At 68.3% G+C, this 22,814-nt stretch carries 21 protein-coding genes; 18 read left to right on the top strand and 3 right to left on the bottom strand.

What is annotated here, in order from left to right:
- Positions 1 to 15 precede the first annotated feature (15 nt).
- From U742_RS0113320 to mmsB, 10 genes are all read left to right on the top strand, one after another.
- Positions 16 to 948 carry a dihydrodipicolinate synthase family protein gene (locus tag U742_RS0113320; RefSeq protein ID WP_029353797.1) on the top strand — a complete coding sequence of 311 codons (933 nt, stop codon included), beginning with the start codon at positions 16 to 18 and terminating at the stop codon, positions 946 to 948.
- A 16-nt stretch (positions 949 to 964) separates the two neighbouring features.
- Positions 965 to 1,906, top strand: coding sequence for a Gfo/Idh/MocA family protein (locus U742_RS0113325; RefSeq protein ID WP_029353799.1), 942 nt, complete (start codon positions 965 to 967; stop codon positions 1,904 to 1,906).
- 7 nt (positions 1,907 to 1,913) lie between these two features.
- Entirely contained in the window at positions 1,914 to 3,002 is a 1,089-nt protein-coding gene (locus tag U742_RS0113330) for an aldose epimerase family protein (protein WP_029353801.1), read from the top strand.
- Between the two features lie 23 nt (positions 3,003 to 3,025).
- Positions 3,026 to 4,831, top strand: a complete 1,806-nt coding sequence (locus U742_RS0113335) for an IlvD/Edd family dehydratase (RefSeq protein WP_029353803.1) — start codon at positions 3,026 to 3,028, stop codon at positions 4,829 to 4,831.
- Entirely contained in the window at positions 4,818 to 5,744 is a 927-nt protein-coding gene (locus U742_RS0113340) for an SMP-30/gluconolactonase/LRE family protein (RefSeq protein ID WP_051661158.1), read from the top strand. Before U742_RS0113335 ends, U742_RS0113340 begins: the two co-directional genes overlap by 14 nt.
- Positions 5,744 to 6,676, top strand: coding sequence for a 2-dehydro-3-deoxygalactonokinase (locus U742_RS0113345; protein ID WP_029353807.1), 933 nt, complete (start codon positions 5,744 to 5,746; stop codon positions 6,674 to 6,676). Before U742_RS0113340 ends, U742_RS0113345 begins: the two co-directional genes overlap by 1 nt.
- Positions 6,673 to 7,338, top strand: coding sequence for a 2-dehydro-3-deoxy-6-phosphogalactonate aldolase (locus U742_RS0113350; RefSeq protein WP_029353809.1), 666 nt, complete (start codon positions 6,673 to 6,675; stop codon positions 7,336 to 7,338). Before U742_RS0113345 ends, U742_RS0113350 begins: the two co-directional genes overlap by 4 nt.
- 84 nt (positions 7,339 to 7,422) lie before the next feature.
- The gene (gene chvE / locus U742_RS0113355; protein ID WP_029353811.1) at positions 7,423 to 8,493 is read left to right on the top strand and encodes a multiple monosaccharide ABC transporter substrate-binding protein; all 1,071 of its coding nucleotides are present in this window, start codon (positions 7,423 to 7,425) and stop codon (positions 8,491 to 8,493) included.
- A gap of 64 nt (positions 8,494 to 8,557) precedes the next feature.
- Positions 8,558 to 10,093, top strand: coding sequence for a multiple monosaccharide ABC transporter ATP-binding protein (gene mmsA / locus U742_RS0113360; RefSeq protein ID WP_029353813.1), 1,536 nt, complete (start codon positions 8,558 to 8,560; stop codon positions 10,091 to 10,093).
- On the top strand, positions 10,090 to 11,283 hold the full coding sequence (gene mmsB / locus U742_RS0113365; RefSeq protein WP_029353814.1) for a multiple monosaccharide ABC transporter permease: 1,194 nt from the start codon (positions 10,090 to 10,092) through the stop codon (positions 11,281 to 11,283). Before mmsA ends, mmsB begins: the two co-directional genes overlap by 4 nt.
- A gap of 9 nt (positions 11,284 to 11,292) precedes the next feature.
- Here the strand turns inward: mmsB and U742_RS0113370 are convergent, their stop codons facing one another.
- Positions 11,293 to 12,237, bottom strand: coding sequence for a LysR family transcriptional regulator (locus U742_RS0113370; protein WP_051661159.1), 945 nt, complete (start codon positions 12,235 to 12,237; stop codon positions 11,293 to 11,295).
- 383 nt (positions 12,238 to 12,620) lie between these two features.
- Between U742_RS0113370 and U742_RS0113375 the strand changes: the two genes are divergently transcribed.
- Complete coding sequence (locus tag U742_RS0113375) at positions 12,621 to 13,223, top strand: NADPH-dependent F420 reductase (RefSeq protein ID WP_029353817.1); 603 nt, start codon at positions 12,621 to 12,623, stop codon at positions 13,221 to 13,223.
- Positions 13,224 to 13,329: 106 nt separating this feature from the next.
- Here U742_RS0113375 and U742_RS0113380 read toward each other — a convergent pair whose 3' ends face one another.
- The gene (locus U742_RS0113380) at positions 13,330 to 14,478 is read right to left on the bottom strand and encodes an acyl-CoA dehydrogenase family protein (protein ID WP_029353819.1); all 1,149 of its coding nucleotides are present in this window, start codon (positions 14,476 to 14,478) and stop codon (positions 13,330 to 13,332) included.
- 142 nt (positions 14,479 to 14,620) lie between these two features.
- Between U742_RS0113380 and U742_RS0113385 the strand changes: the two genes are divergently transcribed.
- Positions 14,621 to 15,322 (top strand): winged helix-turn-helix transcriptional regulator, encoded by a 702-nt coding sequence (locus tag U742_RS0113385; RefSeq protein ID WP_029353821.1) that lies wholly within the window; start codon positions 14,621 to 14,623, stop codon positions 15,320 to 15,322.
- Positions 15,323 to 15,330: 8 nt separating this feature from the next.
- Here the strand turns inward: U742_RS0113385 and U742_RS0113390 are convergent, their stop codons facing one another.
- Positions 15,331 to 16,242, bottom strand: a complete 912-nt coding sequence (locus U742_RS0113390) for a LysR family transcriptional regulator (protein ID WP_029353822.1) — start codon at positions 16,240 to 16,242, stop codon at positions 15,331 to 15,333.
- A 265-nt stretch (positions 16,243 to 16,507) separates the two neighbouring features.
- Between U742_RS0113390 and U742_RS0113395 the strand changes: the two genes are divergently transcribed.
- From U742_RS0113395 to U742_RS0113420, 6 genes are all read left to right on the top strand, one after another.
- Positions 16,508 to 17,692, top strand: coding sequence for an MFS transporter (locus U742_RS0113395; protein WP_029353824.1), 1,185 nt, complete (start codon positions 16,508 to 16,510; stop codon positions 17,690 to 17,692).
- A gap of 143 nt (positions 17,693 to 17,835) precedes the next feature.
- Complete coding sequence (locus U742_RS0113400; protein WP_029353826.1) at positions 17,836 to 18,675, top strand: aldo/keto reductase; 840 nt, start codon at positions 17,836 to 17,838, stop codon at positions 18,673 to 18,675.
- A gap of 228 nt (positions 18,676 to 18,903) precedes the next feature.
- Entirely contained in the window at positions 18,904 to 19,827 is a 924-nt protein-coding gene (locus U742_RS0113405; protein WP_081852993.1) for a LysR family transcriptional regulator, read from the top strand.
- Positions 19,828 to 20,080: 253 nt separating this feature from the next.
- On the top strand, positions 20,081 to 21,031 hold the full coding sequence (locus U742_RS0113410; protein WP_197028254.1) for a TRAP transporter substrate-binding protein: 951 nt from the start codon (positions 20,081 to 20,083) through the stop codon (positions 21,029 to 21,031).
- Positions 21,028 to 21,504, top strand: coding sequence for a TRAP transporter small permease (locus U742_RS0113415; protein ID WP_081852994.1), 477 nt, complete (start codon positions 21,028 to 21,030; stop codon positions 21,502 to 21,504). The genes U742_RS0113410 and U742_RS0113415 overlap by 4 nt, the downstream gene beginning before the upstream one ends.
- 5 nt (positions 21,505 to 21,509) lie before the next feature.
- Positions 21,510 to 22,796, top strand: coding sequence for a TRAP transporter large permease (locus U742_RS0113420; RefSeq protein WP_029353835.1), 1,287 nt, complete (start codon positions 21,510 to 21,512; stop codon positions 22,794 to 22,796).
- Positions 22,797 to 22,814 lie beyond the last annotated feature (18 nt).

Below are 22,814 nucleotides of genomic sequence, written 5' to 3' on the forward strand. Positions count from 1 at the left end.
GCTGGCAGGTGAACGATGACTACCCTCCCCTCCGCCCGGCCCTATAGGGGTGTCTTCCCGGTTGCCCCGACGGTGTTCGACGCCGACGGCCGGCTCGACCTCGACGGCCAGAAGCGGGCGATCGACTTCATGATCGACGCCGGCTCCGACGGGCTGTGCATCCTCGCCAACTTCTCCGAGCAGTTCGTGCTTTCCGACGCCGAGCGCGACCAGGTGATGGAGACCGTGCTGGAGCATGTCGACGACCGGGTGCCGGTGATCGTCACCACCACCCATTTCGCCACCCACATCTGCGCCGAGCGCTCGCAGCGGGCGCAGGAGCTGGGCGCGGCGATGGTGATGATCATGCCGCCCTATCACGGCGCCACCTTCCGGGTGCCGGAGAGCGCGATCTACGACTTCTACCGCGCCGTCTCGGACGCCATCTCGATCCCGATCATGGTTCAGGACGCCCCGGTCGCCGGCACGCCGCTCTCGGTGCCGTTCCTCGCGAAGATGGCGAAGGAGATCGGCAACCTCGCCTATTTCAAGATCGAGGTGCCGCAGGCCGCCAACAAGCTGCGGGCGCTGATCGAGGCCGGCGGCGAGGCCATCGAAGGTCCCTGGGACGGCGAGGAGGCGATCACGCTGATGGCCGATCTCGACGCCGGTGCCACCGGCGCGATGACCGGCGGCGGCTATCCGGACGGCATCCGCAAGATCATCGACCCCTATTTCGCCGGCGACCGCGAGGCGGCGATGGACGCCTATATGCGCTGGCTGCCGCTGATCAACTACGAGAACCGGCAAGCCGGCTTCGCCACCGCCAAGATCCTGATGAAGGAAGGCGGCGTCATCGCCCACGACACGCTGCGCGCGCCGCTGCCGCCGGTGCATCCGGCCACCCGCGCCGGGCTGATCGAGATCGCGCGGCGGCTCGATCCGCTGGTGCTGCGCTGGGGCCGGTGAGAAACGGGAGAGCGCCATGACCACGCCAACCGACGACATCCGCCTCGCCATAGTGGGACTCGGCAAGATCGCACGCGACCAGCACGTGCCGGCGATTGCCGAGACCGAAGGCATCCGCCTCGCCGCGGTGGCGAGCCGCAACGCTGAGCTGGACGGCGTCGCGCATTACGCGACCATGGACGAGATGCTGGAGGCGGCGCCCGACATCGAGGCGGTGGCGCTCTGCACGCCGCCGCAGGTGCGCCGCGCGCAGGCGGCCCTCGCGCTGAAGGCGGGCAAGCACGTGCTGCTGGAGAAGCCGCCCGGCGCGACGGTGGCGGAGCTCGCGCCTCTCGCCTCGGCCGCGCGCGACGCCGGCCTGACGCTGTTCGCCACCTGGCATTCGCGCTTCGCACCCGGCGTCGAGCCGGCCCGCGCCTTCCTCGCGGAGCGCACGATCCGCTCGGTCGAGGTCGAGTGGAAGGAGGACGTGCGCGTCTGGCATCCCGGCCAGCGCTGGATCTGGGAGCCCGGCGGGCTCGGCGTGTTCGATCCGGGGATCAACGCGCTGTCCATCCTCACCTATGTGCTGCCGCGCCCGTTCTTCGTGACGTCGGCGACGCTCGACTTCCCCGAGAACTGCGCGGCGCCGATCGCCGCCGAGATCGCCTTCGAGGACACCGAGGGGGTGCATATCACCGCCGCGCTCGACTTCCTGCAGACCGGGCCGCAGACTTGGGACATCCGCGTCGCGACCGACACCGGGACGCTGACCCTCTCCTCCGGCGGCGCGAAGCTGTTCCACGATGGCGAGCCTCTCGTCGAGGCGCCCGAGGCGGAGTACCGTTCCATTTATCGTCGCTTCGTGGCGCTGGTCTCTGCCGGCGCATCGGATGTCGACGTGACGCCGCTGCAGCATGTCGCCGACGCCTTCATGCTCGGGCGCCGACGCACCGTCGACCCCTTCGAGGACGCGTGAGGGCCGGATGCTCGCTTCGCCTCGCCCCGCCACCGCCGCGACATCCCGCGCCGTCTTCGGTCGCCTCGACGACGGCACGCCGGTCGAGGAGGTGCGCCTGCGCGGCGCGCGCGGCTTCGAGGCGCGCGTGATCGGCTACGGCGCAGCGCTGCGCTCGCTCCTCGTGCCGGATCGCGATGGCCGGCTCGACGACGTGGTGCTGGGGCATGACGACCTCGCCGGCTATGTCAGCGGGCGGCACTATTTCGGCGCCAGCGTCGGGCGCTACGCCAACCGGGTCGCGGGTGCCTCCTTCGCGCTCGACGGCCGACGCTACGAACTCGTCGCCAATGATGGCCCGAACGCGCTGCACGGCGGGCCGGCCGGCTTCGACCGGCGGGTGTGGACGACGCTCGCCCTCGGCGACGACCCGCACCCCTTCGTGACCTTCGGACTGTCGAGCCCGGATGGCGAGGAGGGCTATCCCGGTGCGCTCGAGGTCGAGGCGACCTATGCGCTCACCGGCCCGACCGAACTGACCGTCCATCTCACCGCACGGACCAGCCGTCCCACCATCGTCAACCTGACGAACCATGCCTATTTCAATCTGGGCGGCGCGAGAGGCGGTGACGTACTGGATCACAGGCTCACCATAGCGGCCGCGCAATATCTCCCGACGGACGCCTCCGCCATTCCGCTCGGCGGCCCGGAGCCGGTCGCGGGAACGCCGTTCGACTTCCGCACGCCGCAACCGATCGGAGCGCGGATTCGCGAGGCGGACGAACAGCTTCGCCGGGGCCGCGGCTATGACCACAACTGGTGCCTGGCGCCTGCCCGGCTCGACGAGCCGCGCCTTGCCGCGCGGCTGGAGGAGCCCCGCTCCGGACGGGTGATGGAGCTCCTCACCGACCAGCCCGGCCTGCAGTTCTATTCCGGCAATTTCCTCGACGGCTCGATCCCCGGCAAAGGCGGGCGGCTCTACCGGCAGTCCGACGCGCTGTGCGTTGAGCCGCAGATCTGGCCGGATGCGCCGAACCGGCCGGACTTCCCTTCCGCCCGCCTCGATCCGGCGCAGAAATACCTCCACACCTCGATCTACCGCTTTTCCGCAGCCTGACGCCTACCTTGGAAAGCACGCATATGCACGGCCAAACGCCTCCGCCCGCCCCGAAGCTCCGCTCCCGCGCCTGGTTCGACAACCCGGCGAACGCGGACATGACGGCGCTCTATCTCGAGCGCTACATGAATTTCGGGCTCAGCCAGGAGGAATTGCAGAGCGAGCGCCCGATCATCGGCATCGCGCAGACGGGCTCCGACCTGTCCCCCTGCAATCGCCACCATATCGAGCTCGCCAAGCGGGTGCGCGAGGGCATCCGCGAGGCCGGCGGCATCGCCATCGAGTTCCCGGTGCATCCGATCCAGGAGACCGGCAAGCGGCCGACCGCGGGCCTCGACCGCAACCTCGCCTATCTCGGTCTCGTCGAGGTGCTGTACGGCTATCCGCTCGACGGCGTGGTGCTCACCATCGGCTGCGACAAGACGACCCCCGCCTGCCTGATGGCGGCGGCGACGGTGAACATCCCGGCCATCGCGCTGTCGGTCGGGCCGATGCTGAACGGCTGGTTCCGCGGCGAGCGCACGGGCTCGGGCACCATCGTGTGGAAGGCGCGCGAGCTGCTGGCGAAGGGCGAGATCGACTATCAGGGCTTCGTGAAGCTGGTCGCCTCCTCGGCCCCCTCGACCGGCTATTGCAACACCATGGGCACGGCGACGACGATGAACTCGCTCGCCGAGGCGCTGGGCATGCAGCTTCCGGGTTCCGCCGCCATTCCCGCGCCCTATCGCGACCGGCAGGAAGTCGCGTACCGCACCGGCCTGCGCATCGTCGAGATGGTGCGCGAGGACCTGAAGCCGTCCGACATCCTGACGCGCGAGGCCTTCCTGAACGCCATCCGGGTCAACTCCGCCATCGGCGGCTCGACCAACGCGCCGATCCATCTCAACGCGCTCGCCCGCCATGTCGGCGTCGAGCTCACCGTGGACGACTGGCAGACCTATGGCGAGGACATACCGCTGCTGGTCAACCTCCAGCCGGCGGGCGAGTATCTCGGCGAGGACTACTACCATGCCGGCGGCGTGCCGGCGGTGGTCGCCGAGTTGATGAAGCAGGGCCTGATCGCCGAGGACGCGCTGACCGTGAATGGGCGCAGCATCGGCGAGAACTGCCGCGACGTCCGGATCGAGAACGAGGCGGTGATCCGCCCCTTCGACCAGCCGCTCAAGGAGAAGGCCGGCTTCCGCGTGCTGCGCGGGAACCTGTTCCACTCGGCGATCATGAAGATGAGCGTGATCAGCCCCGAATTCCGCAACCGCTACCTCTCCAACCCCGACGATCCCGAGGCGTTCGAGGGCCGCGCTGTCGTGTTCGACGGACCGGAGGACTACCACGCCCGCATCGACGATCCCGCGCTCGCCATCGACGAGATGACGATCCTGTTCATGCGCGGCGCCGGGCCGGTCGGCTATCCGGGCGCGGCGGAGGTCGTGAACATGCGGGCGCCCGACTACCTCATCAAGGCCGGCGTGCATTCGCTGCCGTGCATAGGCGACGGAAGGCAGTCCGGCACCTCCGGCTCGCCCTCGATCCTCAACGCCTCGCCCGAGGCAGCCACCGGCGGCGGCCTCGCCTTGCTGCGCACCGGCGACCGCGTGCGCATCGATTTGAGGCGCGGCACCGCCGACATGCTGCTGCCGGAGGAGGAGCTGGCGGCGCGCCGCACGGCGCTGGAGGCCGAGGGCGGCTACCACTACCCGGCGAACCAGACGCCCTGGCAGGAGATCCAGCGCAACCTCGTCGGCCAGCTCGAAGGCGGCGCGGTGCTGGAGCCGGCGGTGCGCTACCAGCGCATCGCGCAGACCATGGGGGTGCCCCGTGACAACCACTAGCGCGGCGACGGTGGCGCGTCCGACGGTGCACGAGACCGTGCCGGTCTCGGTGCTCTGCGCGGAGCGCTGTCATCTCGGCGAGGGGCCGAGCTACGACGCGGCGACCGACACCGCCTGGTGGTTCGACATCGTCGAGCGCCGCCTGTTCGAGGCGGATCTCGCCACCGGCGCGGTCGCGATCCACCCCCTGCCCTTCATGGCGAGCGCGCTGGCCGTGGTGGAGGAAGGCCGGCAGTTGCTCTCGACCGATGGCGGCCTGGTGCTGCGCGACGCCGTGACCGGCCGCCTCCAGCCGGTCGTCGCGGTCGAAGCCACCAATCCGCGCACCCGCTCCAACGATGCGCGCGTGCATCCGAGCGGCACCTTCTGGATCAGCACCATGGGCCGGCGGGCCGAGGCCGGCATGGGGGCGATCTATGCCTTCCGGAACGGCGAGGTCACGCCGCTGTTCACCGGCATCACCATACCGAACGCCATCTGCTTCTCGCCCGACGGCACCACCGGCTATTTCGCCGACACTCGCGAGAATCACCTCTACCGGGTTGCGCTCGACCCCGCGACCGGCCTTCCCATGGCCCCACCGAGCACGCTGCACCGGCATCCCGGCGAAGGCGGCCTCGACGGCGCCGTCACCGACGCGGAGGGGCTGATCTGGTGCGCGATCTGGGGCGGCGGCCACCTCGCCGCCTATACGCCGGAAGGTGAGCGGGTGCGCACCGTCTCGGTACCGGCACACCAGCCGAGCTGCCCGGTGTTCGTCGGGCGCGACTTCGGCCGCGTGCTGGTGACCTCGGCCTATCAGGATATGAGCACGGACGCCCGCGCGGGCGATCCGGGACATGGGCAGACGATCCTTCTCGACATCGGCGCGCGCGGCCGCGCCGAGCCGCGCGTGCGGCTGGGAGGCATATGATGGGCGCCCTCGCGCATGCCGTGGTCGACTGGGGCACGTCGAGCTTCCGCCTGTGGACGCTCGACCGCGACGGCCGTGTGCTCGGCGAACAGCGCAGCGGACAGGGCCTTCTCACGGCGGCAAAAGAGGGATTCGAGACCGTGCTCGAATCCCATCTCGCGGCGCTCGACGTGCCGGCGGAGGTCCCGGTCATGATGTGCGGCATGGTCGGCTCCCGCACCGGCTGGACGGAGGCCGCCTATCTCGATGCGCCCGTACGGCTGGAACGGCTCGCGACCCACGCTACGCGCGTGCCCGACACGCGGCGCCCGGTCCGCATCCTGCCCGGCATCGCCCAGCGAGAGGGTGCGCATCCCGATGTCATGCGCGGGGAGGAAACGCAGCTTCTCGCGCTCGCCGGCGAACGGCACAGCGGCCTCGCCTGCCTGCCCGGCACCCACTCCAAATGGGTGGAGCTGAAGGGCGGCGCGGTCCTGCGCTTCGCGACCTTCATGACCGGCGAGCTGTTCCAACTGCTGCGCACCGCCTCGGTGATCGCGCCCGCCGTCGAGGGCGGAGCGGCGGTCGATCCCGGATCGGCGGAGTTCTCGGAGGCTGTCGGCGAGGCATTCGCGGCGCCCGAGTTGCTCAGCAACCAGCTCTTCGAGCTGCGCGCCGGATGGCTGCTTGCGGGGCGTGGCGCGAGCGCCACGAATGCGCGGCTCTCCGGCCTGCTGATCGGCCTCGAACTCGCCGGGGCACGCCGCCGCATGGGATCGCTCGACGGCGCCGTTCTCGTCGCCGCGGGACCGGCGGCCGCGCTCTACCGGCGCGCCCTCGCGGTCGCCGGCGTCGCCGACATTACGGTCCGGGACGCGGAGGCGAGCGTGCGCGAGGGCTTGCACGCGGCGGCAAAGCTCGCCTTCCTAGAAGCCCAGGGAGCCTGCCCATGACGACAATCCCCGGCACGCCCTGGCCGCGCCTGAGACGGCCGCTCGTCGCCATATTGCGCGGCCTCGCCCCGCAGGAGGCGGAGGCGGTGGTCGGCGCGCTGATCGAGGAGGGTTTCGAGGCGATCGAGATCCCGCTCAATTCGCCCGATCCGTTCCGCTCCATCGCGGCGGCGGCGCGCCTCGCTCCGCCCGGCGTGCTGATCGGCGCGGGGACGGTGCTGGAGACGGCCGAGGTCGAGCGGCTGAACGAGGTCGGCGGCCGGCTGATGGTCAGCCCCAATGTCGAGCCGGAGGTGATCGCCCGCGCGAGCCGCCACGGCATGGTGACCATGCCCGGCGTGCTCACTCCGACCGAGGCGATCCGCGCCGTGAAGGCCGGCGCCTCGGCCCTGAAGTTCTTCCCGGCCAACCTGCTCGGACCCGCGATCATCCAGTCGATCGCCGTGGTGCTGCCGGCGGGCACGGTGGTCGGCGCGGTGGGCGGCGTCGGCGAGAAGGACTTCGCCGCTTATGCGGCGGCCGGCATCCGCACCTTCGGCCTCGGCTCCAGCCTCTACCGGCCCGGCGCGAGCGCCACCGAGGTGCGGGGCAAGGCGCGGGCGGTGATCGCCGCCTACGACGCCGCCTTTCCGGATCAGGAGACCTTGCGCGCCTCGGCGTGAGGCGCTCACCCCCATGCGCGGCATCCCGCCGCCAACAAGACGGCACGCAAACGCGGCCAACCGATTTCAACAAGGGAGTTACCGATGAAACGCCTGACGACCACTCTCTCCGCCATCGCGCTCGGCGCGCTGGCCATCGGGCTTGCCGGCCCGGCGGCCGCGCAGGACAAGCCGACGGTCGGCATCGCCATGCCGACCAAGGCCTCCGCCCGCTGGATCGCCGACGGCGACAACATGGTGAAGGTGCTGAAGGAGCGCGGCTACAAGACCGACCTCCAATATGCCGAGGACGACATCCCCAACCAGCTCTCGCAGATCGAGAACATGGTGACCAAGGGCGCCAAGGTGCTGGTGATCGCCTCGATCGACGGCACCACGCTCTCCGACGTGCTGAAGCAGGCGCACGACAAGGGCATCAAGGTCATCGCCTATGACCGGCTGATCCGCGACACGCCGAATGTCGACTACTATGCCACCTTCGACAATTTCCAGGTCGGCGTGCTGCAGGCGCAGTCGCTGCTCAAGGGGCTCGGCTATCCCGAGAACAAGGGGCCGTTCAACATCGAGCTGTTCGGCGGCTCGCCGGACGACAACAACGCCTATTTCTTCTACGACGGCGCCATGTCGGTGCTGAAGCCGCTCATCGACGCCGGCACGCTGAAGGTGCCGAGCGGCCAGATGGGCATGGACAAGGTCTCGACCCTGCGCTGGGACGGTGCCACCGCGCAGGCGCGCATGGATAACCTGCTCAGCGCCTTCTACACCGACAAGAAACTCGACGGTGTGCTCTCGCCCTATGACGGGCTCTCCATCGGCATCCTCTCCTCGGTGAAGGGCGTCGGCTACGGCTCGGGCAACATGAAGATGCCGATCGTGACCGGGCAGGACGCCGAGGTGCCCTCGGTGAAGTCGATGCTCGCCGGCGAGCAGTATTCCTCGATCTTCAAGGACACCCGCGACCTCGCCAAGGTGACCGCCGACATGGTCGACGCCTCGCTCAGCGGCAAGGAGGTCACGGTGAACGACACCAAGACCTACAACAACGGCCAGAAGGTCGTGCCGTCCTACCTGCTCAAGCCGGTCGTGGTCGACAAGGGCAACTGGCAGGAGATCCTGATCGGCAGCGGCTACTACAAGCAGAACCAGATCAACTGATCCCCTCCCCGCGCCGCGCGGCATGCGCGACGGCGCGGGGCAACTCCCCACACTGGAGCGCGCCATGAACGCTCTTCTGGAAATGCAGGGCATCAGCAAGAGCTTCACCGGGGTGAAGGCGCTGAGCGACGTGAGCTTCACCGTCGAGCCCGGCGAGATCCATGCCCTGGTCGGCGAGAACGGCGCCGGCAAGTCGACGCTGATGAAGGTGCTGAGCGGGGTCTACCCGCACGGCGCCTATGAGGGCGCCATCGTCTTCGACGGCGAGGAACGGCGCTTCCGCGACATCAACGACTCGGAGGCGCTCGGCATCATCATCATCCATCAGGAGCTCGCCCTGATCCCGCTGATGTCGATCGCCGAGAACATCTTCATCGCCAATCCACCCTCGCGCTTCGGCGTCATCGACCGCGACACGGTGCACCGGCGCGCCCGCGAACTATTGGCCAAGGTCGGGCTGGACGAAGCGCCCGACACGCTGGTGACCGACATCGGGGTCGGCAAGCAGCAGCTCGTCGAGATCGCCAAGGCGCTGTCGAAGAAGGTGCGGCTGCTCATCCTCGACGAGCCGACGGCGAGCCTCTCGGAAAAGGACAGCGCGGCGCTGCTCGACCTGCTGATCGAGTTCCGCGCCCAGGGCATCTCCTCGATCCTGATCTCGCACAAGCTCAACGAGGTCTCGCGCGTCGCCGACCGGATCACCGTGCTGCGCGACGGGCGGACCGTCGACACCATGGACTGCCACAACGGCGCGGTCGAAGAGGACCGCATCATCAGCAAGATGGTCGACCGCGACCTCGAGCACCGCTTCCCCACGCGCGAGCCGAGGATCGGCGAGACCATCTTCAGGGTCAGCGACTGGTCGGCCTTCCACCCGCTCCACACCGACCGGCAGGTGATCAAGAACGTCAATTTCGAGGTCCGCCGCGGCGAGATCGTCGGCATCGCCGGGCTGATGGGCGCCGGCCGCACCGAATTCGCGATGAGCATCTTCGGGCGCTCCTGGGGCCAGAAGATCAGCGGCCGTGCCGAGATCGAGGGCCGGGAGGTCGATCTCTCCACGGTGCGGCGCGCGATCGACGCCGGGCTCGCCTATGTCACCGAGGACCGCAAGCAGCTCGGCCTGCTGCTCGCCGAGGACATCCGCAAGAACATCACCCTCGCCAACCTGCCGGCGGTGGCGTCGGCGGAGGTGATCGACGACGTGAAGGAGCTCAAGGTCGCCGCCGACTATCGCGGCCGGATGCGCATCCGCAGCCACAGCGTCTATCAGGAGACCGGCAAGCTCTCCGGCGGCAACCAGCAGAAGGTGGTGCTGTCGAAATGGCTGTTCACCGATCCCAAAGTGCTGATCCTCGACGAACCGACGCGCGGCATCGATGTCGGCGCAAAATATGAAATCTATTGTATCATCAACGAGCTGGCGGATGCCGGCAAAGGCGTCGTGGTGATCTCCTCGGAAATGCCGGAACTCATCGGCATCTGCGACCGCATCTGCGTGATGAACGAGGGCGTGTTCGTCGGCGAGTTCCCCGGCGCCGAGGCGACACAGGAAAAAATCATGCGCTCGATCATGCGCAAGGGAGAGGCACGCCCATGAGCGACAAGATGGTCGCGCTCCAGGAGAAGCCGCGTCATGCGGGGTTCCTGAAAAGCAACTTACGCGAATACGGCATGCTGCTGTCGCTCTTCGCGATCATGATCTTCTTCCAGGTGGTGACGGACGGCACGCTGCTGCGGCCGCTGAACCTCACCAACCTCGTGCTGCAGAACAGCTACATCGTCATCATGGCGCTGGGCATGCTGCTGGTGATCGTGACCGGCCATATCGACCTTTCGGTCGGCTCGGTGGCCGGCTTCATCGGCGCGGTGGCGGCGGTGCTGATCGTGAAGCTCGGCGTCAACTACGTGCTCGCCACCTTCATCTGCCTCGCGCTCGGGGCAGCGATCGGCGCGGCGCAGGGCTACTGGGTCGCCTATTTCAAGATCCCGTCCTTCATCGTCACGCTGGCGGGCATGCTGGTGTTCAAGGGACTGGCGCTCGCCATCCTGCAGGGGCAGTCGGTCGGGCCGTTCCCGCAGACCTTCCAGAAGCTCTCCTCCGGCTTCATCCCGGAGATCTTCCCCGATGCCGGGCAGCTCTATCCGACCTCGCTCGCCATCGGCGCGCTGCTGGCACTGGTGCTGGTCTGGCAGAACTTCCGCAGCCGCGCCCGGCAGGAAGCGCACGGCATCGAGACCGAGCCCTACGGCTTCTTCCTGCTCAAGAATCTCGTGTTCTTCGGGGTGATCGTCTATTTCGCCTATCTGATCGCCTCGCACCGCGGGCTGCCCAACGTGCTGGTGATCATGACCGCGCTGATCGCGCTGTTCGGCTTCATCACCACCCGCACCACCATCGGCCGGCAGATCTACGCGGTGGGCGGCAACGAGAAGGCGGCCAAGCTCTCCGGCATCAAGACCGAGCGGCTGACCTTCCTCACCTTCGTGAACATGGGCGTTCTGGCGGCGCTGGCCGGGCTCATCTTCGCCGCGCGGCTGAACACCGCGACGCCGAAGGCGGGCCTCGGCTTCGAGCTCGACGTGATCGCCGCCTGCTTCATCGGCGGCGCCTCCGCCTATGGCGGCGTCGGGCGGGTCGGCGGCGCGGTGATCGGCGCGCTGATCATGGGCGTGATGAACAACGGCATGTCGATCCTCGGCATCGGCATCGACTACCAGCAGGTCATCAAGGGCCTGGTGCTGCTCGGCGCGGTGTGCCTCGACGTCTACAACCAGAAGCGGGCGTGACGGCGCGCGCTACGCTCCCGGACCGTCCTTGGTGGCCGGGAGCGGCGCGCTGTCGAACCGCATCCGCCTGAATGCCTCGACGACGAAGTCGACGAAGGCGCGGGTCTTCGCCGGCAGCAGGGTGCGGGACGCGTAGTAGAGCGAGATCGCGCCGGCATCGGCATGCCAGCCGGGCAGGACACGGACGAGCGCGCCGCCTTCGAGATCGGAGAGCACGTCCGGCACGGCGAGCAGCGTCACACCCAGCCCCAGGCGGGCGGCCTCGCGCATCGCGGCCGGATCGTTGGCCACGATCGTCTCGGCAAGGATCGCCGGCATCTCGACCCCGGCGGCGTCACGCATGGACCAGTGGCGGATGCGGCCGGTGCGCAGCGAACGCATGACGATGCCGTCGAGCGCGGAGAGCCCCGCCGGATCGGCGGGCGGCGTGCGGCCAGCCATATAGGCGGGTGACGCCACCGCGATGATGCGGGCCGGCGCCAGAGTGCGCGCGACAATGCCGGGCGCGAGATCGAAGCCGCCGCCGATCGCCGCGTCGTAGCCCTCCGCGACGAGGTCGACCTGCCGGTTCTCGAAATGCCATTCCGGCCTAATGAGCGGGTAGCGGCCGAGGAACTCCGGCATCAGCGGCAGGATATGGCCGATGCCGAAGGTCGGGCTCAGGCTCACCTTCAGCCGCCCGGCCGGCTCCGAGGCGCCCGACGCAGCCTCCGCAATCGCCGCCTGAAGCGCGTCGAGATTGCCGCCGATGGACTGGAGAAAACCCTCGCCGGCCTCCGTGAGCGTCAACTTGCGCGTGGAACGCTGGAACAGCCGCACCCCGAGATTGCGCTCCAGCATCGCGACATTGCGGCTCACCGCGGCGGGCGTGAGCGCGAGCCGCCGCGCGGCCTCCGAGAAGGAGCCGGCTTCGGCGCTGCGGACGAAGCTCTCCAGATTGGCCAGCGTCTCCATCACCGTCGCTTTCAATGATTGATTGAAGCCGATGATAGCCAATAACCGCTAATGCGATTGGAATAAACCCACCATCTTCACTCCATCGAAACCCGAGCCGGAGTGAAGACAATGGTGCTCCTTCGTAATTCCGCCGCGCAGGCCGGCGCCCCCCCGCGCCGCCAACAAGGCGGTCATCCGCCACCTGCTGGAAGGCGTGCAGCGCGACGGGGACTTCGACCTGTTCGATGCCCTGTTCGCCCCGGACTACGTGGACCACACGCCGTTCGGCGGCTTGTCGAATGCCCGCTCACCGGCAAGGCCGCCTTCGTCACCGGCGCCGAGATCGTCGCCGATGGCGGGCTGACCGCCTGAACACACCCCACGCGCAAAGGATCATTCCCATGCCCAGCATCGGCATCATCGGCGCCGGCAATATCGGCCGCGCCTTCGCCACCGCCCTCGCCCGCAACAACATCCCGGCCACGCTTTCCAACAGCCGGGGCCCGGACAGCCTGAAGGACACGGTCGCCGCCCTCGGACCGGCCATCGCGGCAGGCACCCGCGAGGAAGCCGCCTCGAAGGACATCGTACTCGTCGCAGTGAACTGGTCGAAGCTGCCGGCGGCGCTCGCCGGCCTGCCGGATTTCGGCGGCCGCATCGTGATCGATGCCAACAACCCGATCGAGGCGCCGCTGTTCAAGCCGGCCGAGCTCAACGGCCGCGCCTCCTCGGAGGTGTTCGCCGAGCTGGTGCCGGGCGCGCGCGTGGTGAAGGCGTTCAACCATCTCCAGCCGCATCTGGTCTCGGGCGATCCGCAGGCGGAAGGCGGCCGACGGGTGCTGTTCTATTCGGGCGACGACGCGCGGGCGAAGGCCGAGGTCGGCGCGCTGATCGACCGGCTCGGCTTCTTCGGCATCGACCTCGGTTCGCTCGCCGTCGGGGGCCGGCTGGTGCAGTTTCCCGGCGGTCCGCTGCCGGCGCTCAACCTGGTCCGCTTCGGGTGACGGAAGCGGCGGCCAAGGCCGCCGCCCTCCACCGTAGGCGCCATCGCGCCCCGCCGCTGGAGCATTTTCTCACCGATCAGGTGATTCCACCTGATCGGAAAGGGCTCTAGAAGCTGCGCGAGACGTCGAGCCCGAGCGCCAGCCGGCCGACGAAGTCCTCCTGTGCGCCGGGGCGCATCGGATGGTAGCGCGCGCCCTGAACGTCGCGGAACCGGCGCTCCAGCCCGGCGTCGCGGTAAAAGGCGGCGCCGCCGGCCGCTTCCATGGCGAGTTCCACCGCCGCGAGCACATGCCTTCCGACCAGCACGCGCGCGGTCATGATCTCGCCGGTGGTCTCCGGCGACGGGGTACCGCGCTCGGCAGCCGCGATCATCGCCGCATGAGCGTAACGCGCCGCGCTGAGCTCGGTCTCCATCCGGCCGAACAGCTCGATGGCATGCGCGCCGGGCGCGCGCCGCCTGCCGAGGCCGACGGCGATCTCGCGCGCGCTTTCGGCGACGCCGAGATAGGCGGCGTAGATGATCGGGAAGGCGATCATCGAGATGATGTGGAACAGCATGTGCCACTCGCCGGACTTGCGGCGCAGCGCGATCGCCGCATCCGGCACCACATGCCCGTCGATCAGGACGTCGTGCGAGCCGGTGCCGCGCATGCCGAGCGCCTTCCAGACCGGCGCGATGGAAACCGCGGGCGCGCTCATCGGCACGCCGAAATGCAGCACCCATGGGCCGTCCGGCTCATCCGCCACTGCGCTGGTCATCAAAAGGTCGCCGACCGGCGCGCCCGAGGCGAAGGCCTTGCGCGCGGTGATGCGGTAGCCGCCCTCCACCTTTTCCGCGCGGCCGGAGCCCTCGATCCAGTCCGAGCCGCCGCTCGACACCAGCACGATGCGCTCCGCTGCCACCCGCTTGAGCAGGGGTGCGACGGGAGCGGCCTGCTGGTGCGTCCAGCGCCAGGCCGGGATCGCCACCTGATGCGTATGCATGGCGAAGGCGAGCGCCGTCGAGCCGCAATGCCGGCCGAGCTCGCGGATCATGGCGCAGAGGTCGCCGACCCCGGCTCCTCCGCCGCCGAGGTCGGTCGGTACGCCGGCCTCGACGAGACCCGAGGCCTTCAGTTCCTGGTAGTTGGCGGCGACGAAGGCGTCGTCGTCGGCTTCGCCCGCGCGCGCCGCGAAGCCCGGCCCGAGGCTTCGGGCGATGGCGAGCGGATCGCGAAATTGTTCGGGCTGGTCGATTTTGGCAGCAATGATCATGGTTCCGTCTCCGGAAGTGGAAGATGGGCGGACCATCGACCTCGCCACGCTGGCCGACAAGTACAGAAAATGTACTCGCGTGACCTAGCCGGTCTTAGTATCTTCACATCCACCATCCGTGAGGGAACAGGGAGGTACGCCGATGGAAATGGCGGCAAGCTACGGCCAGTTCTGTCCGGTCGCGATGGCCGCCGAGATTGTTTGTACGCGATGGACAGCGCTGGTGCTGCGCGAATTACTCTGCGGCAGCCGTCGCTTCAACGATCTCAGGCGCGGCGTTCCGCGGATGTCGCCGACCCTGCTCTCCAAGCGATTGAAGGAACTCGCCCAGGCCGGCGTCATCGAGGCGAGGCGCACCACCGAGGGCATGGAATATCAGCTCACCTCGGCCGGCGAGGATCTGCGCGAGGTGATCATGGCACTCGGCTTCTGGGGGCAGCGCTGGGTGGAGACCGAAGACGCCTTGGAGAAGCTCGACCCGACGCTGCTGATGTGGGACATGCGGCGCAATCTCGACCCCAAGCCGATCCCCGAGCAGCGCCGCACCATACGCTTCCACTTTCCCGAAGTGCCCGCGAGCAAACAGAAATACTGGCTGGTGGTGGAAGGCGGCGGCGTCGACCTGTGCTGGGCCGATCCCGGCTTCGATATCGACCTCTATGTGCGCTGCTCGCTGCGCAGCATGACGGCGATCTGGATGGGCGCCACCACCGTGCGCCGCGAGATGGAGGAGAACCGGCTCCAGCTCGACGGCGACGAGACGATCGCCGGCTCCATGCAGCAATGGCTGGGCCTCAGCCCCTTCGCGCGGCCGAGAAGCGGCGCGATCGAACGCGCGGCCTGACAGCCTTGCTATGAGCGGCCGCCCCTCGGGATCGCAGCCGCCAGGAAATCGATGAAGGCGCGGATGCGCACGGCGAGATGCTCGTGTCCGACATAGACCGCGTGGACCATCTCGATATCGCCGGCATTGAAGCCCTCCAGCACCGGCACCAGCCGTCCGGCGGCGATATCGGCCGCCACGTGGAATGAGCCGAGCCGGGCGAGGCCGAGACCGTCGAGGGCGAACTGGCGCAGGATCACCCCGTTATTGCCATAGGCATTGCCGGTCACCGACACCCCATAGGGCTCCCCGCTCGCCGGATCGCGGAAGGGCCATTCGTCGAGGCTGCGGCGGAAGTTGAAGCGCAGGCAGTTGTGGTCGGCGAGATCGCGCGGCGTCGCCGGCGCGCCGTGGCGCCTGAGGTAGTCCGGCGAGGCGACGATGACGCGGCGGACCTCCAGCAGCTTGCGCGCCTTCAGCGCCGAGTCGCGCAACGGCCCGGTACGCAGGGCGATGTCGGTGCGGTCGTCCACCAGATCGATCACCGCATCGGTCAGCGAGATATCGAGCTCCACCTGCGGATGGAGCGCCAGGAACTTCGGAACCAGCGGCAGCAGGCAGCATTCGCCGAAGGCGACCGAGGCGCTGATCCTCAGGCGCCCGCGCGGCACGGCGCCGGCACCCGTGGCGATCAGCCGTTCCGCCTCGTCGATGTCGGCAAGAATGCGCCGCGCCCGCTCCAGATAGAGCGTCCCCTCCGCCGTGAGCTGCAGATTGCGCGTGGAACGCACGAAGAGCGGAGTGCCCAGCCTGTCCTCGATGCGGCCGACGAGCTTGCTGACGGCGGACGGCGTCAGCCCGACCTTGCGGCCGGCGGAGGAGAAGCTGCCGGCCTCCGCGACGGCGATGAACACGCCCATCTCGCCACTTCGGTAGTCCATCGAGGTATCCACGAACCAAAATCACATATCGGCGATGCTATCTGTCTTCCGGTTCGGCGGCTATTGCCGACGCAATCGAAAACTTGGGCGAGAGACGGGCCGAATGATTTTTTCTTCGCCCGCCATTTGAGAACTTCGTTCACAGATCGTTTGAATGACAGCGATCTTCTGCCGCGCGGGCGAGCACGGCATGTTGGGCGGGAGTGAACCCTGACTTCACAGCTTTTCCGATCCGGCCGGCTTCCGGCCGGAGAAAGGACGATTCATGCCCGTCGCTCTCTATGCGCTCACGATCGCCGCCTATGCGATCGGCACCACGGAGTTCGTCATCGTCGGCCTGTTGCCGACGGTTGCGACCGATCTCGGCATCACCCTGCCGCTCGCCGGCCTCATCGTCAGCGTCTATGCACTCGGCGTCACCTTCGGCGCGCCGATCCTGACGGCGCTCACCGGCCGCATCGAACGCAAGCCGCTGCTTCTCGGCCTGATGCTCCTCTTCGTCGCCGGCAACACGCTGGCGGCGCTGAGCCCGAACTACGAGACGCTGCTCGTCGCCCGCGTGCTGTCGGCCTTCGCCCATGGCGTCTTCTTCTCGGTCGGCTCGACCATCGCGGCCGATCTCGTGCCGAAGGACCGCCGCGCCTCGGCCATCGCGCTGATGTTCATGGGGTTGACGGTCGCCATCGTCACCGGCGTGCCGCTCGGCACCTTCATCGGCCAGACCTTCGGCTGGCGCGCCACCTTCTGGGCGGTGGCCGTGCTCGGCGCCGTCGCCTTCGTCGGCATCGCCGCGCTGCTGCCGGGCCGGATCGCCAAGGCGCCGCCGGCGTCGCTGATCGAGCAGATCCGCGTGCTCGCCTCCGGCCGGCTGCTGCTGGTCTTCGCGATGACCGCGCTCGGCTATGGCGGCACCTTCGTCGCCTTCACCTATCTCGCGACGATCCTCGAGGAAATCACCGGCTTTGCCGCCTCCCATGTCAGCCTGATCCTGATCCTCTACGGTGCCGCGATCGCGCTCGGCAACCTGTCGGGCGGGCGCATCGCCAACCGAGACCCAGTGAAGGCGCTGACCTGGCTGTTCCTCGCCCAGGCGGCGGTGCTTGTCCTCTTCGCCTTCACCGCCATATCCGCGATCCCGGCACTTGTGACGCTGGCGGCGCTCGGCTTCCTGTCCTTCGCCAACGTTCCGGGGCTGCAGCTTTACGTGGTCCAGCTCGCGCAGCGCTTCCGGCCCGGCGCGGTGGACACGGCCTCGGCGCTCAACATCGCGGCCTTCAATCTCGGCATCGCGCTCGGCGCCTGGATCGGCGGCCTCGTCGTCGCCTCGCCCCTCGGCCTTGGCGCCACGCCGTGGGTCGGTGGCATCATGGTCGCCGGCGCGCTGGCGCTGACGCTGTGGAGCGGCGCGCTCGACCGGAGCGAGCGGGCGGCTGCGCTGCAGACCGCCTGATCATTGGACGCTCCCGCCGAGCCCCCGTCACGCGCTCGATGACGTGATCGGGAAGCCGGCCGGCGAGGTGCTACCTCATCTGCCTGGCTGGCGGCCGGATCACCGATCCGGCCGCCAGACCTTGCGAAAGAAAGGAACGCGACATGCAAACCGGCGCCACGCACACCGTCACCGCCAACGGCGCGAAGATCCCCGCCCTCGGCTTCGGAACCTTCCGCATGCCGGGCCCGGATACGCTGCGCATGGTGCCGCATGTCCTGAAGCTCGGCTTCCGGCACATCGACACCGCGCAGATCTACGGCAACGAGGCGGAGGTGGGCGAAGGCATCGCCGCGTCCGGCGTCGCGCGCGGCGACATCTTCCTGACCACCAAGGTCTGGGTCGACAATTATCCGCACGACGCCTTCCTCGCCTCGGTCGACGAGAGCCTCAGGAAGCTGAAGACCGACTATGTCGACCTCCTGCTGCTGCACTGGCCGAACGAGGCCGTGCCGCTCGCCGCGCAGATCGGGGCGCTGAACGAGGTGCGCAACGCCGGCAAGGTGCGCCACATCGGCGTGTCGAACTTCAACACCGCGCTCATGGCCGAGGCGATCCGCCTGTCCGAGGCACCCCTCGTCACCAACCAGATCGAGGTCCATCCCTATCTCGACCAGAGCAAGGTGATCGGCGCGGCGCGCGCGGCCGGGCTCGCCGTCACCGCCTATTACGCCATGGCCGACGGCAAGGTCTTCGCCGACCCGGTGCTGAAGGACATCGCCGGACGGCATGGCCGGTCGGTGGCGCAGGTGGTGCTGCGCTGGCTCGTGCAGCAGGATGGCATGGTGGTGCTCTCAAAGACGGTGAGCGAGGCCCGCGCCGGCGAGAACCTCGCCATATTCGACTTCGAGCTCGCGCCGGACGATATGGCCGCGATCCAAACCCTGGCCGAGCCGGACGGGCGCCTCGTCAGTCCCAAGGGACTGGCGCCGCATTGGGACTGACCGTCTCCGGCCGCTCCCTCGGGCAATCCCGGGCATGTACGCGCGAGGCCCGCGGCCGATCGCAGGCCGTGGACTCGCGCGGCGGAATGAAGATGGTACCGCTTCGCTCGAGGCATTGCCCAAGAAGCAGTCAATTGCGCCGCGCGAGTGCAGCATATTCGTTCTTAAGCCGCTGTTCCGCATGGGGTATTCTCACCACCATGGAGACATCTGGGCGAGAGAGCGACGGTGCGCCATCTCGATAGCGACGCGCTGGCGGCGCTTGTCGCCGTGGCCGATTTCGGCAGCTTCACCGCCGCCGCCGAGCATCTCGGCAAGACGCAGGCTGCGGTCAGCATGTCGGTGGCCCGGCTTGAGGAGCGGCTGGGCAAGCGGCTGTTCGAACGCGGCCACCGGAAGGTCACCGCGACCATCACCGGCGAATGCCTCGTCAGCTATGCCCGCCGGATCCAGTCGATCGAGGCCGAGGCGCTGGCGGCCGTCGCCGACCGGGTGACGGACAGCCGCGTGCGGCTCGGCATGCCTGATGATTTCGTGTGCTCCTTCGGCGAGGCCCTGCTGCATCGCTTCAGCCCGCAGAACCGCGCGCTCTATATCGATCTCGCCTGCGATTTCTCGCGCAAGCTGCGCATGATGATGGACAGCGGCGAGCTCGACGTCGCCATCGTCACCCAGAACGCCGACGATCCGCCGGACGCGGTGTTCCGCTACGAACGGCAGGTCTGGTGCACGGGTCCCAACGGATATCCCGAGCGCGAGGACGTGCTGCGCCTCGCCATGTTCTCCGACGACTGCTCGGCGCGCCCGCGCGTGCTGGCGACGCTCGATCGCGCCAACCGGCCCTGGCGCCTCGCCCATACCTCCTCGCATGTGAGCGGTATCCAGCTCGCGGTCGCGTCCGGCAACATGCTGACCGTGCTGCCGGAATCGGCGGTGCCCGCCGGCTGGCGCTGGCTCGGCGAGGCGGACGGGCTGCCTCCCCTGCCGGCGCTGCCGCTGGTGCTGCTGGTCAGCCGCAGCGAGCGCCTCGCCGCACGGCGCGTCGCCGCCTTCCTCAGGCGCGAATTCGCCCGCCCCTATGAGCCGGCCTCGGGCGAGGAGAACTGGATTCCCCCCGCCGGCCCTCGCGCGACCGTGGCGGCCGAGGGATAAAACAGGCTTATGAACGCATAAGAACTTGTTGAACCGGAACGCGCCGCCGGCGATTGACGCCCGCGCCGCCTCGCGACCACAGTGTCATCAATTCGTCGCCGAGACATGTCCGCCGGCCGTTACAGGCCGCGATGGAGTATGTTCATCGTCCAGAACGATATCCGGGCAGGAACTCCAAGGATTCATCTCGTCGGAACGGGTGAGCTATCTGGAGATCACTATGCGCCTTGACCGCAGGACTTTCATCGCAGGCGTGGCCGCGGCTTCGACCTTCGCCATCTCCGGCCGCGCTTCGGCCGCCACCACGCTGAAGGTCGCGCATTCCTCGCCCGAGGACAGCCTGATCCAGAAGGCGATGCTCATGTTCAAGGCCGACGTCGAGAAGGCGACCGGCGGCAGCGTGAAGGTATCGGTCTTCGCCAACGGCCTGCTCGGCGACGAGGGTCCTGTGGCGGAAGCGGTCGGCGACGGCTCCATCGACATGGGCCTCGGCGGCGTGGTCGATTCCATCGATCCGCGCATGAGCGTCATCTCGCTGCCGTTCCTGTTCAGCGGCTTCTCGAAGGTCCACGCCGTGCTCGACGGGCCGGTCGGCGCCCAGCTCAAGGCGATGGGCCCGGCCAAGGGCTACGAGATCATCGGCGTGCTCGATTCCGGCTTCCGCAGCTTCACCAACTCGAAGAAACCGATCGTGAAGCCGGAGGACATGGCGGGCCTCAAGATGCGCACCCCGCCGATCCCGGTCGCCATCGAGACCATCAAGACGCTCGGCGCCCTGCCGCAGGCTATCCCCTATGGCGAAGTGTACACCTCGCTGCAGAGCGGCGTCGTCGACGGCGCCGAGCCGGAGCTGCGCGACTTCTTTGACGCCAAATGGTACGAGGCGCAGAAGTACCTCTCGCTGTCCAACTACATGTGGATGGCGAACTGGTGGTACGCCAACAAGGCCAAGCTCGACAGCCTGACCCCGGCCGAGCGCCAGGCGGTCACCGAGGCGGCGGCGCGCACGCAGGCCTGGTACCGCACAGCGATCATGGAGTCCTATGCCGGCGTCATCGCCAAGCTGAAGGAGAAGGGGCTTAAGGTGAACGAGGTCGATACGGCGCCGTTCGCCGCCATGGTCGGACCGGTCTACGAGACCTTCTCCAAGGAATACGGCGCCGATCTCGTGAAGGCCGTCCGCGACGCGGCCGGCAAGGCATGAGCGGGGACGCGGCGGGCCGCGTGCGCATCGCGCGGTTCGGACGGACGGTCCATCTCGGCCTGCAATGGGCCGGCATGGCGGCACTCGTGGTGCTGCTCGTCGCCACCGGGCTCGGCGTGGTCGGACGCTACTTCCACATCAGCGGCGTGACCTGGTCGTTCGAGCTGCTGGCGATCATGTTCCTCTGGATCACCGCGCTCGGCACCGTCGTCGCCGAGCTCGCCGGGGAGAACGTGTCGATCGACGGCACGACCACCGACCGGGGACCGTTCTTCCGCACCTATCACGCGCTGGTGCTGCTGCTGGTGTCGGCGGCGCTGGTGTGGAGCGGATGGGCGATGCTGCGGCGGACCGGCTACATGCCGACGCCGGTCATGCGCATCCCGTCCTGGACCATGCAGGGCATCGTCATCTTCATGGGCGTCTGCCTCGGCGTGGTTTCGCTGCTGCGCCTGTTCCGCATCATCCGGTAGCCTTCATGACCCTGCTCGTGCTCTTCGGCGTCTTCGCCGCGACGCTGTATTCCGGCGTGCCGGTGGCATGGTCGATCGCGATCTCGACACTCGCCGTCATCTCCCTCGGCTTCGTGCCGCTGCCGCCCGCATGGTTCGCGCAGCAGGTGTTCAACGGCGCCAATTCCATCGCGCTGGCGGCGATCCCGCTGTTCCTCGTCGCCGGCGGCATCATGAACGAGGGCGGGCTCACGCGCCGGATCATCGATCTCGCCGACGACGTGTTCGGCCGCATCCGCGGCGGCCTCGGCATCGTCAACGTCGCCACCTGCATGGTCTATGGCGGCATCACCGGCTCGGCGACCGCCGACACCGGCGCGGTCGGCTCGATCATGATCCCGGCGATGACCGCGCGCGGCTATCCCAAGGACTTCTCCGCCGCCGTGACCGCCGCCGCCGGGACGCTCGGCATCATCATCCCGCCGAGCGTGGTGATGATCATGTACGGCGTCATCACCAACACATCGATCGGCGGCCTGTTCGCTGCCGGCATCATCCCCGGCCTGATGCTGACCGTGACCTTCATGCTGACGGCCTACTGGATCGGCGTGCGGGAGGGCTTTCCGCGCTCCGAGCGGCGCCCGACCATCGCCGCCTTCGGCCGGCATTTCGTCCGCGCCCTGCCGGCAGTGCTGATGCCGGCCGGCGTGCTCGGTTCGATGCTGACCGGGCTGGCCACCCCCACCGAGGCCGCCTTTGTCGCGGTGGTGTGGGCGCTGGTCGTCGGCGGGCTGGTCTACCGCGAGATCGGCTGGGGCAAGCTGTGGAACGTCGGCGACGAGACGGTGAAGATGACCGGCGCCATCATGATCATCATGGCGGTGTCGGTGCCGTTCTCGTGGATCCTCACCGTTGAGGAAGTGCCGCAATGGACGGCAGGGCTGCTGCATGATCTCGGCGCCGGCCCGACCGTCACCATCCTGCTGATCATCCTGCTGCTGACCTTCGTCGGCACTTGGGCCGATCTCGGCCCGACGCTGATCATCCTTGCGCCGATCGTCCATCCGATCGGCCTCGAAGCCGGGCTGCAACCCTATCAGCTCGGCCTGATCTTCGTGATCTCCGGCGGCATCGGCCTGTTCACCCCGCCCGTCGGGACCAACATCTTCGTCGTCTGCAACATCGCCAAGATCGGGGTCAATCCGGTCACCCGGCGCCTGATCCCCTTCTTCATCACCAGCAACATCTGCTTGCTGATCGTCGCCTTCGTGCCGGCCACGACGGAGTGGCTGCCGAAATATTTCGGCTTCTGAGCAAGCCGCCGCTACAGG

Origin of the sequence: Allobosea sp. 117 (genome assembly GCF_000702305.1) — a bacterium.
GTDB lineage: Bacteria > Pseudomonadota > Alphaproteobacteria > Rhizobiales > Xanthobacteraceae > Ancylobacter.

Coding starts and splice junctions, on each gene's coding strand:
- U742_RS0113375 (WP_029353817.1), top strand. CDS start 12,621: ATGCCCAGCATCGGCATCATCGGCGCCGGCAATATCGGCCGCGCCTTC.
- U742_RS0113385 (WP_029353821.1), top strand. CDS start 14,621: ATGGAAATGGCGGCAAGCTACGGCCAGTTCTGTCCGGTCGCGATGGCC.
- U742_RS0113370 (WP_051661159.1), bottom strand. CDS start 12,237: ATGGAGACGCTGGCCAATCTGGAGAGCTTCGTCCGCAGCGCCGAAGCC.
- U742_RS0113395 (WP_029353824.1), top strand. CDS start 16,508: ATGCCCGTCGCTCTCTATGCGCTCACGATCGCCGCCTATGCGATCGGC.
- mmsA (WP_029353813.1), top strand. CDS start 8,558: ATGAACGCTCTTCTGGAAATGCAGGGCATCAGCAAGAGCTTCACCGGG.
- U742_RS0113400 (WP_029353826.1), top strand. CDS start 17,836: ATGCAAACCGGCGCCACGCACACCGTCACCGCCAACGGCGCGAAGATC.
- U742_RS0113345 (WP_029353807.1), top strand. CDS start 5,744: ATGGGCGCCCTCGCGCATGCCGTGGTCGACTGGGGCACGTCGAGCTTC.
- U742_RS0113330 (WP_029353801.1), top strand. CDS start 1,914: ATGCTCGCTTCGCCTCGCCCCGCCACCGCCGCGACATCCCGCGCCGTC.
- U742_RS0113415 (WP_081852994.1), top strand. CDS start 21,028: ATGAGCGGGGACGCGGCGGGCCGCGTGCGCATCGCGCGGTTCGGACGG.
- U742_RS0113325 (WP_029353799.1), top strand. CDS start 965: ATGACCACGCCAACCGACGACATCCGCCTCGCCATAGTGGGACTCGGC.
- U742_RS0113320 (WP_029353797.1), top strand. CDS start 16: ATGACTACCCTCCCCTCCGCCCGGCCCTATAGGGGTGTCTTCCCGGTT.
- mmsB (WP_029353814.1), top strand. CDS start 10,090: ATGAGCGACAAGATGGTCGCGCTCCAGGAGAAGCCGCGTCATGCGGGG.
- U742_RS0113335 (WP_029353803.1), top strand. CDS start 3,026: ATGCACGGCCAAACGCCTCCGCCCGCCCCGAAGCTCCGCTCCCGCGCC.
- U742_RS0113420 (WP_029353835.1), top strand. CDS start 21,510: ATGACCCTGCTCGTGCTCTTCGGCGTCTTCGCCGCGACGCTGTATTCC.
- U742_RS0113380 (WP_029353819.1), bottom strand. CDS start 14,478: ATGATCATTGCTGCCAAAATCGACCAGCCCGAACAATTTCGCGATCCG.
- chvE (WP_029353811.1), top strand. CDS start 7,423: ATGAAACGCCTGACGACCACTCTCTCCGCCATCGCGCTCGGCGCGCTG.
- U742_RS0113350 (WP_029353809.1), top strand. CDS start 6,673: ATGACGACAATCCCCGGCACGCCCTGGCCGCGCCTGAGACGGCCGCTC.
- U742_RS0113390 (WP_029353822.1), bottom strand. CDS start 16,242: ATGGACTACCGAAGTGGCGAGATGGGCGTGTTCATCGCCGTCGCGGAG.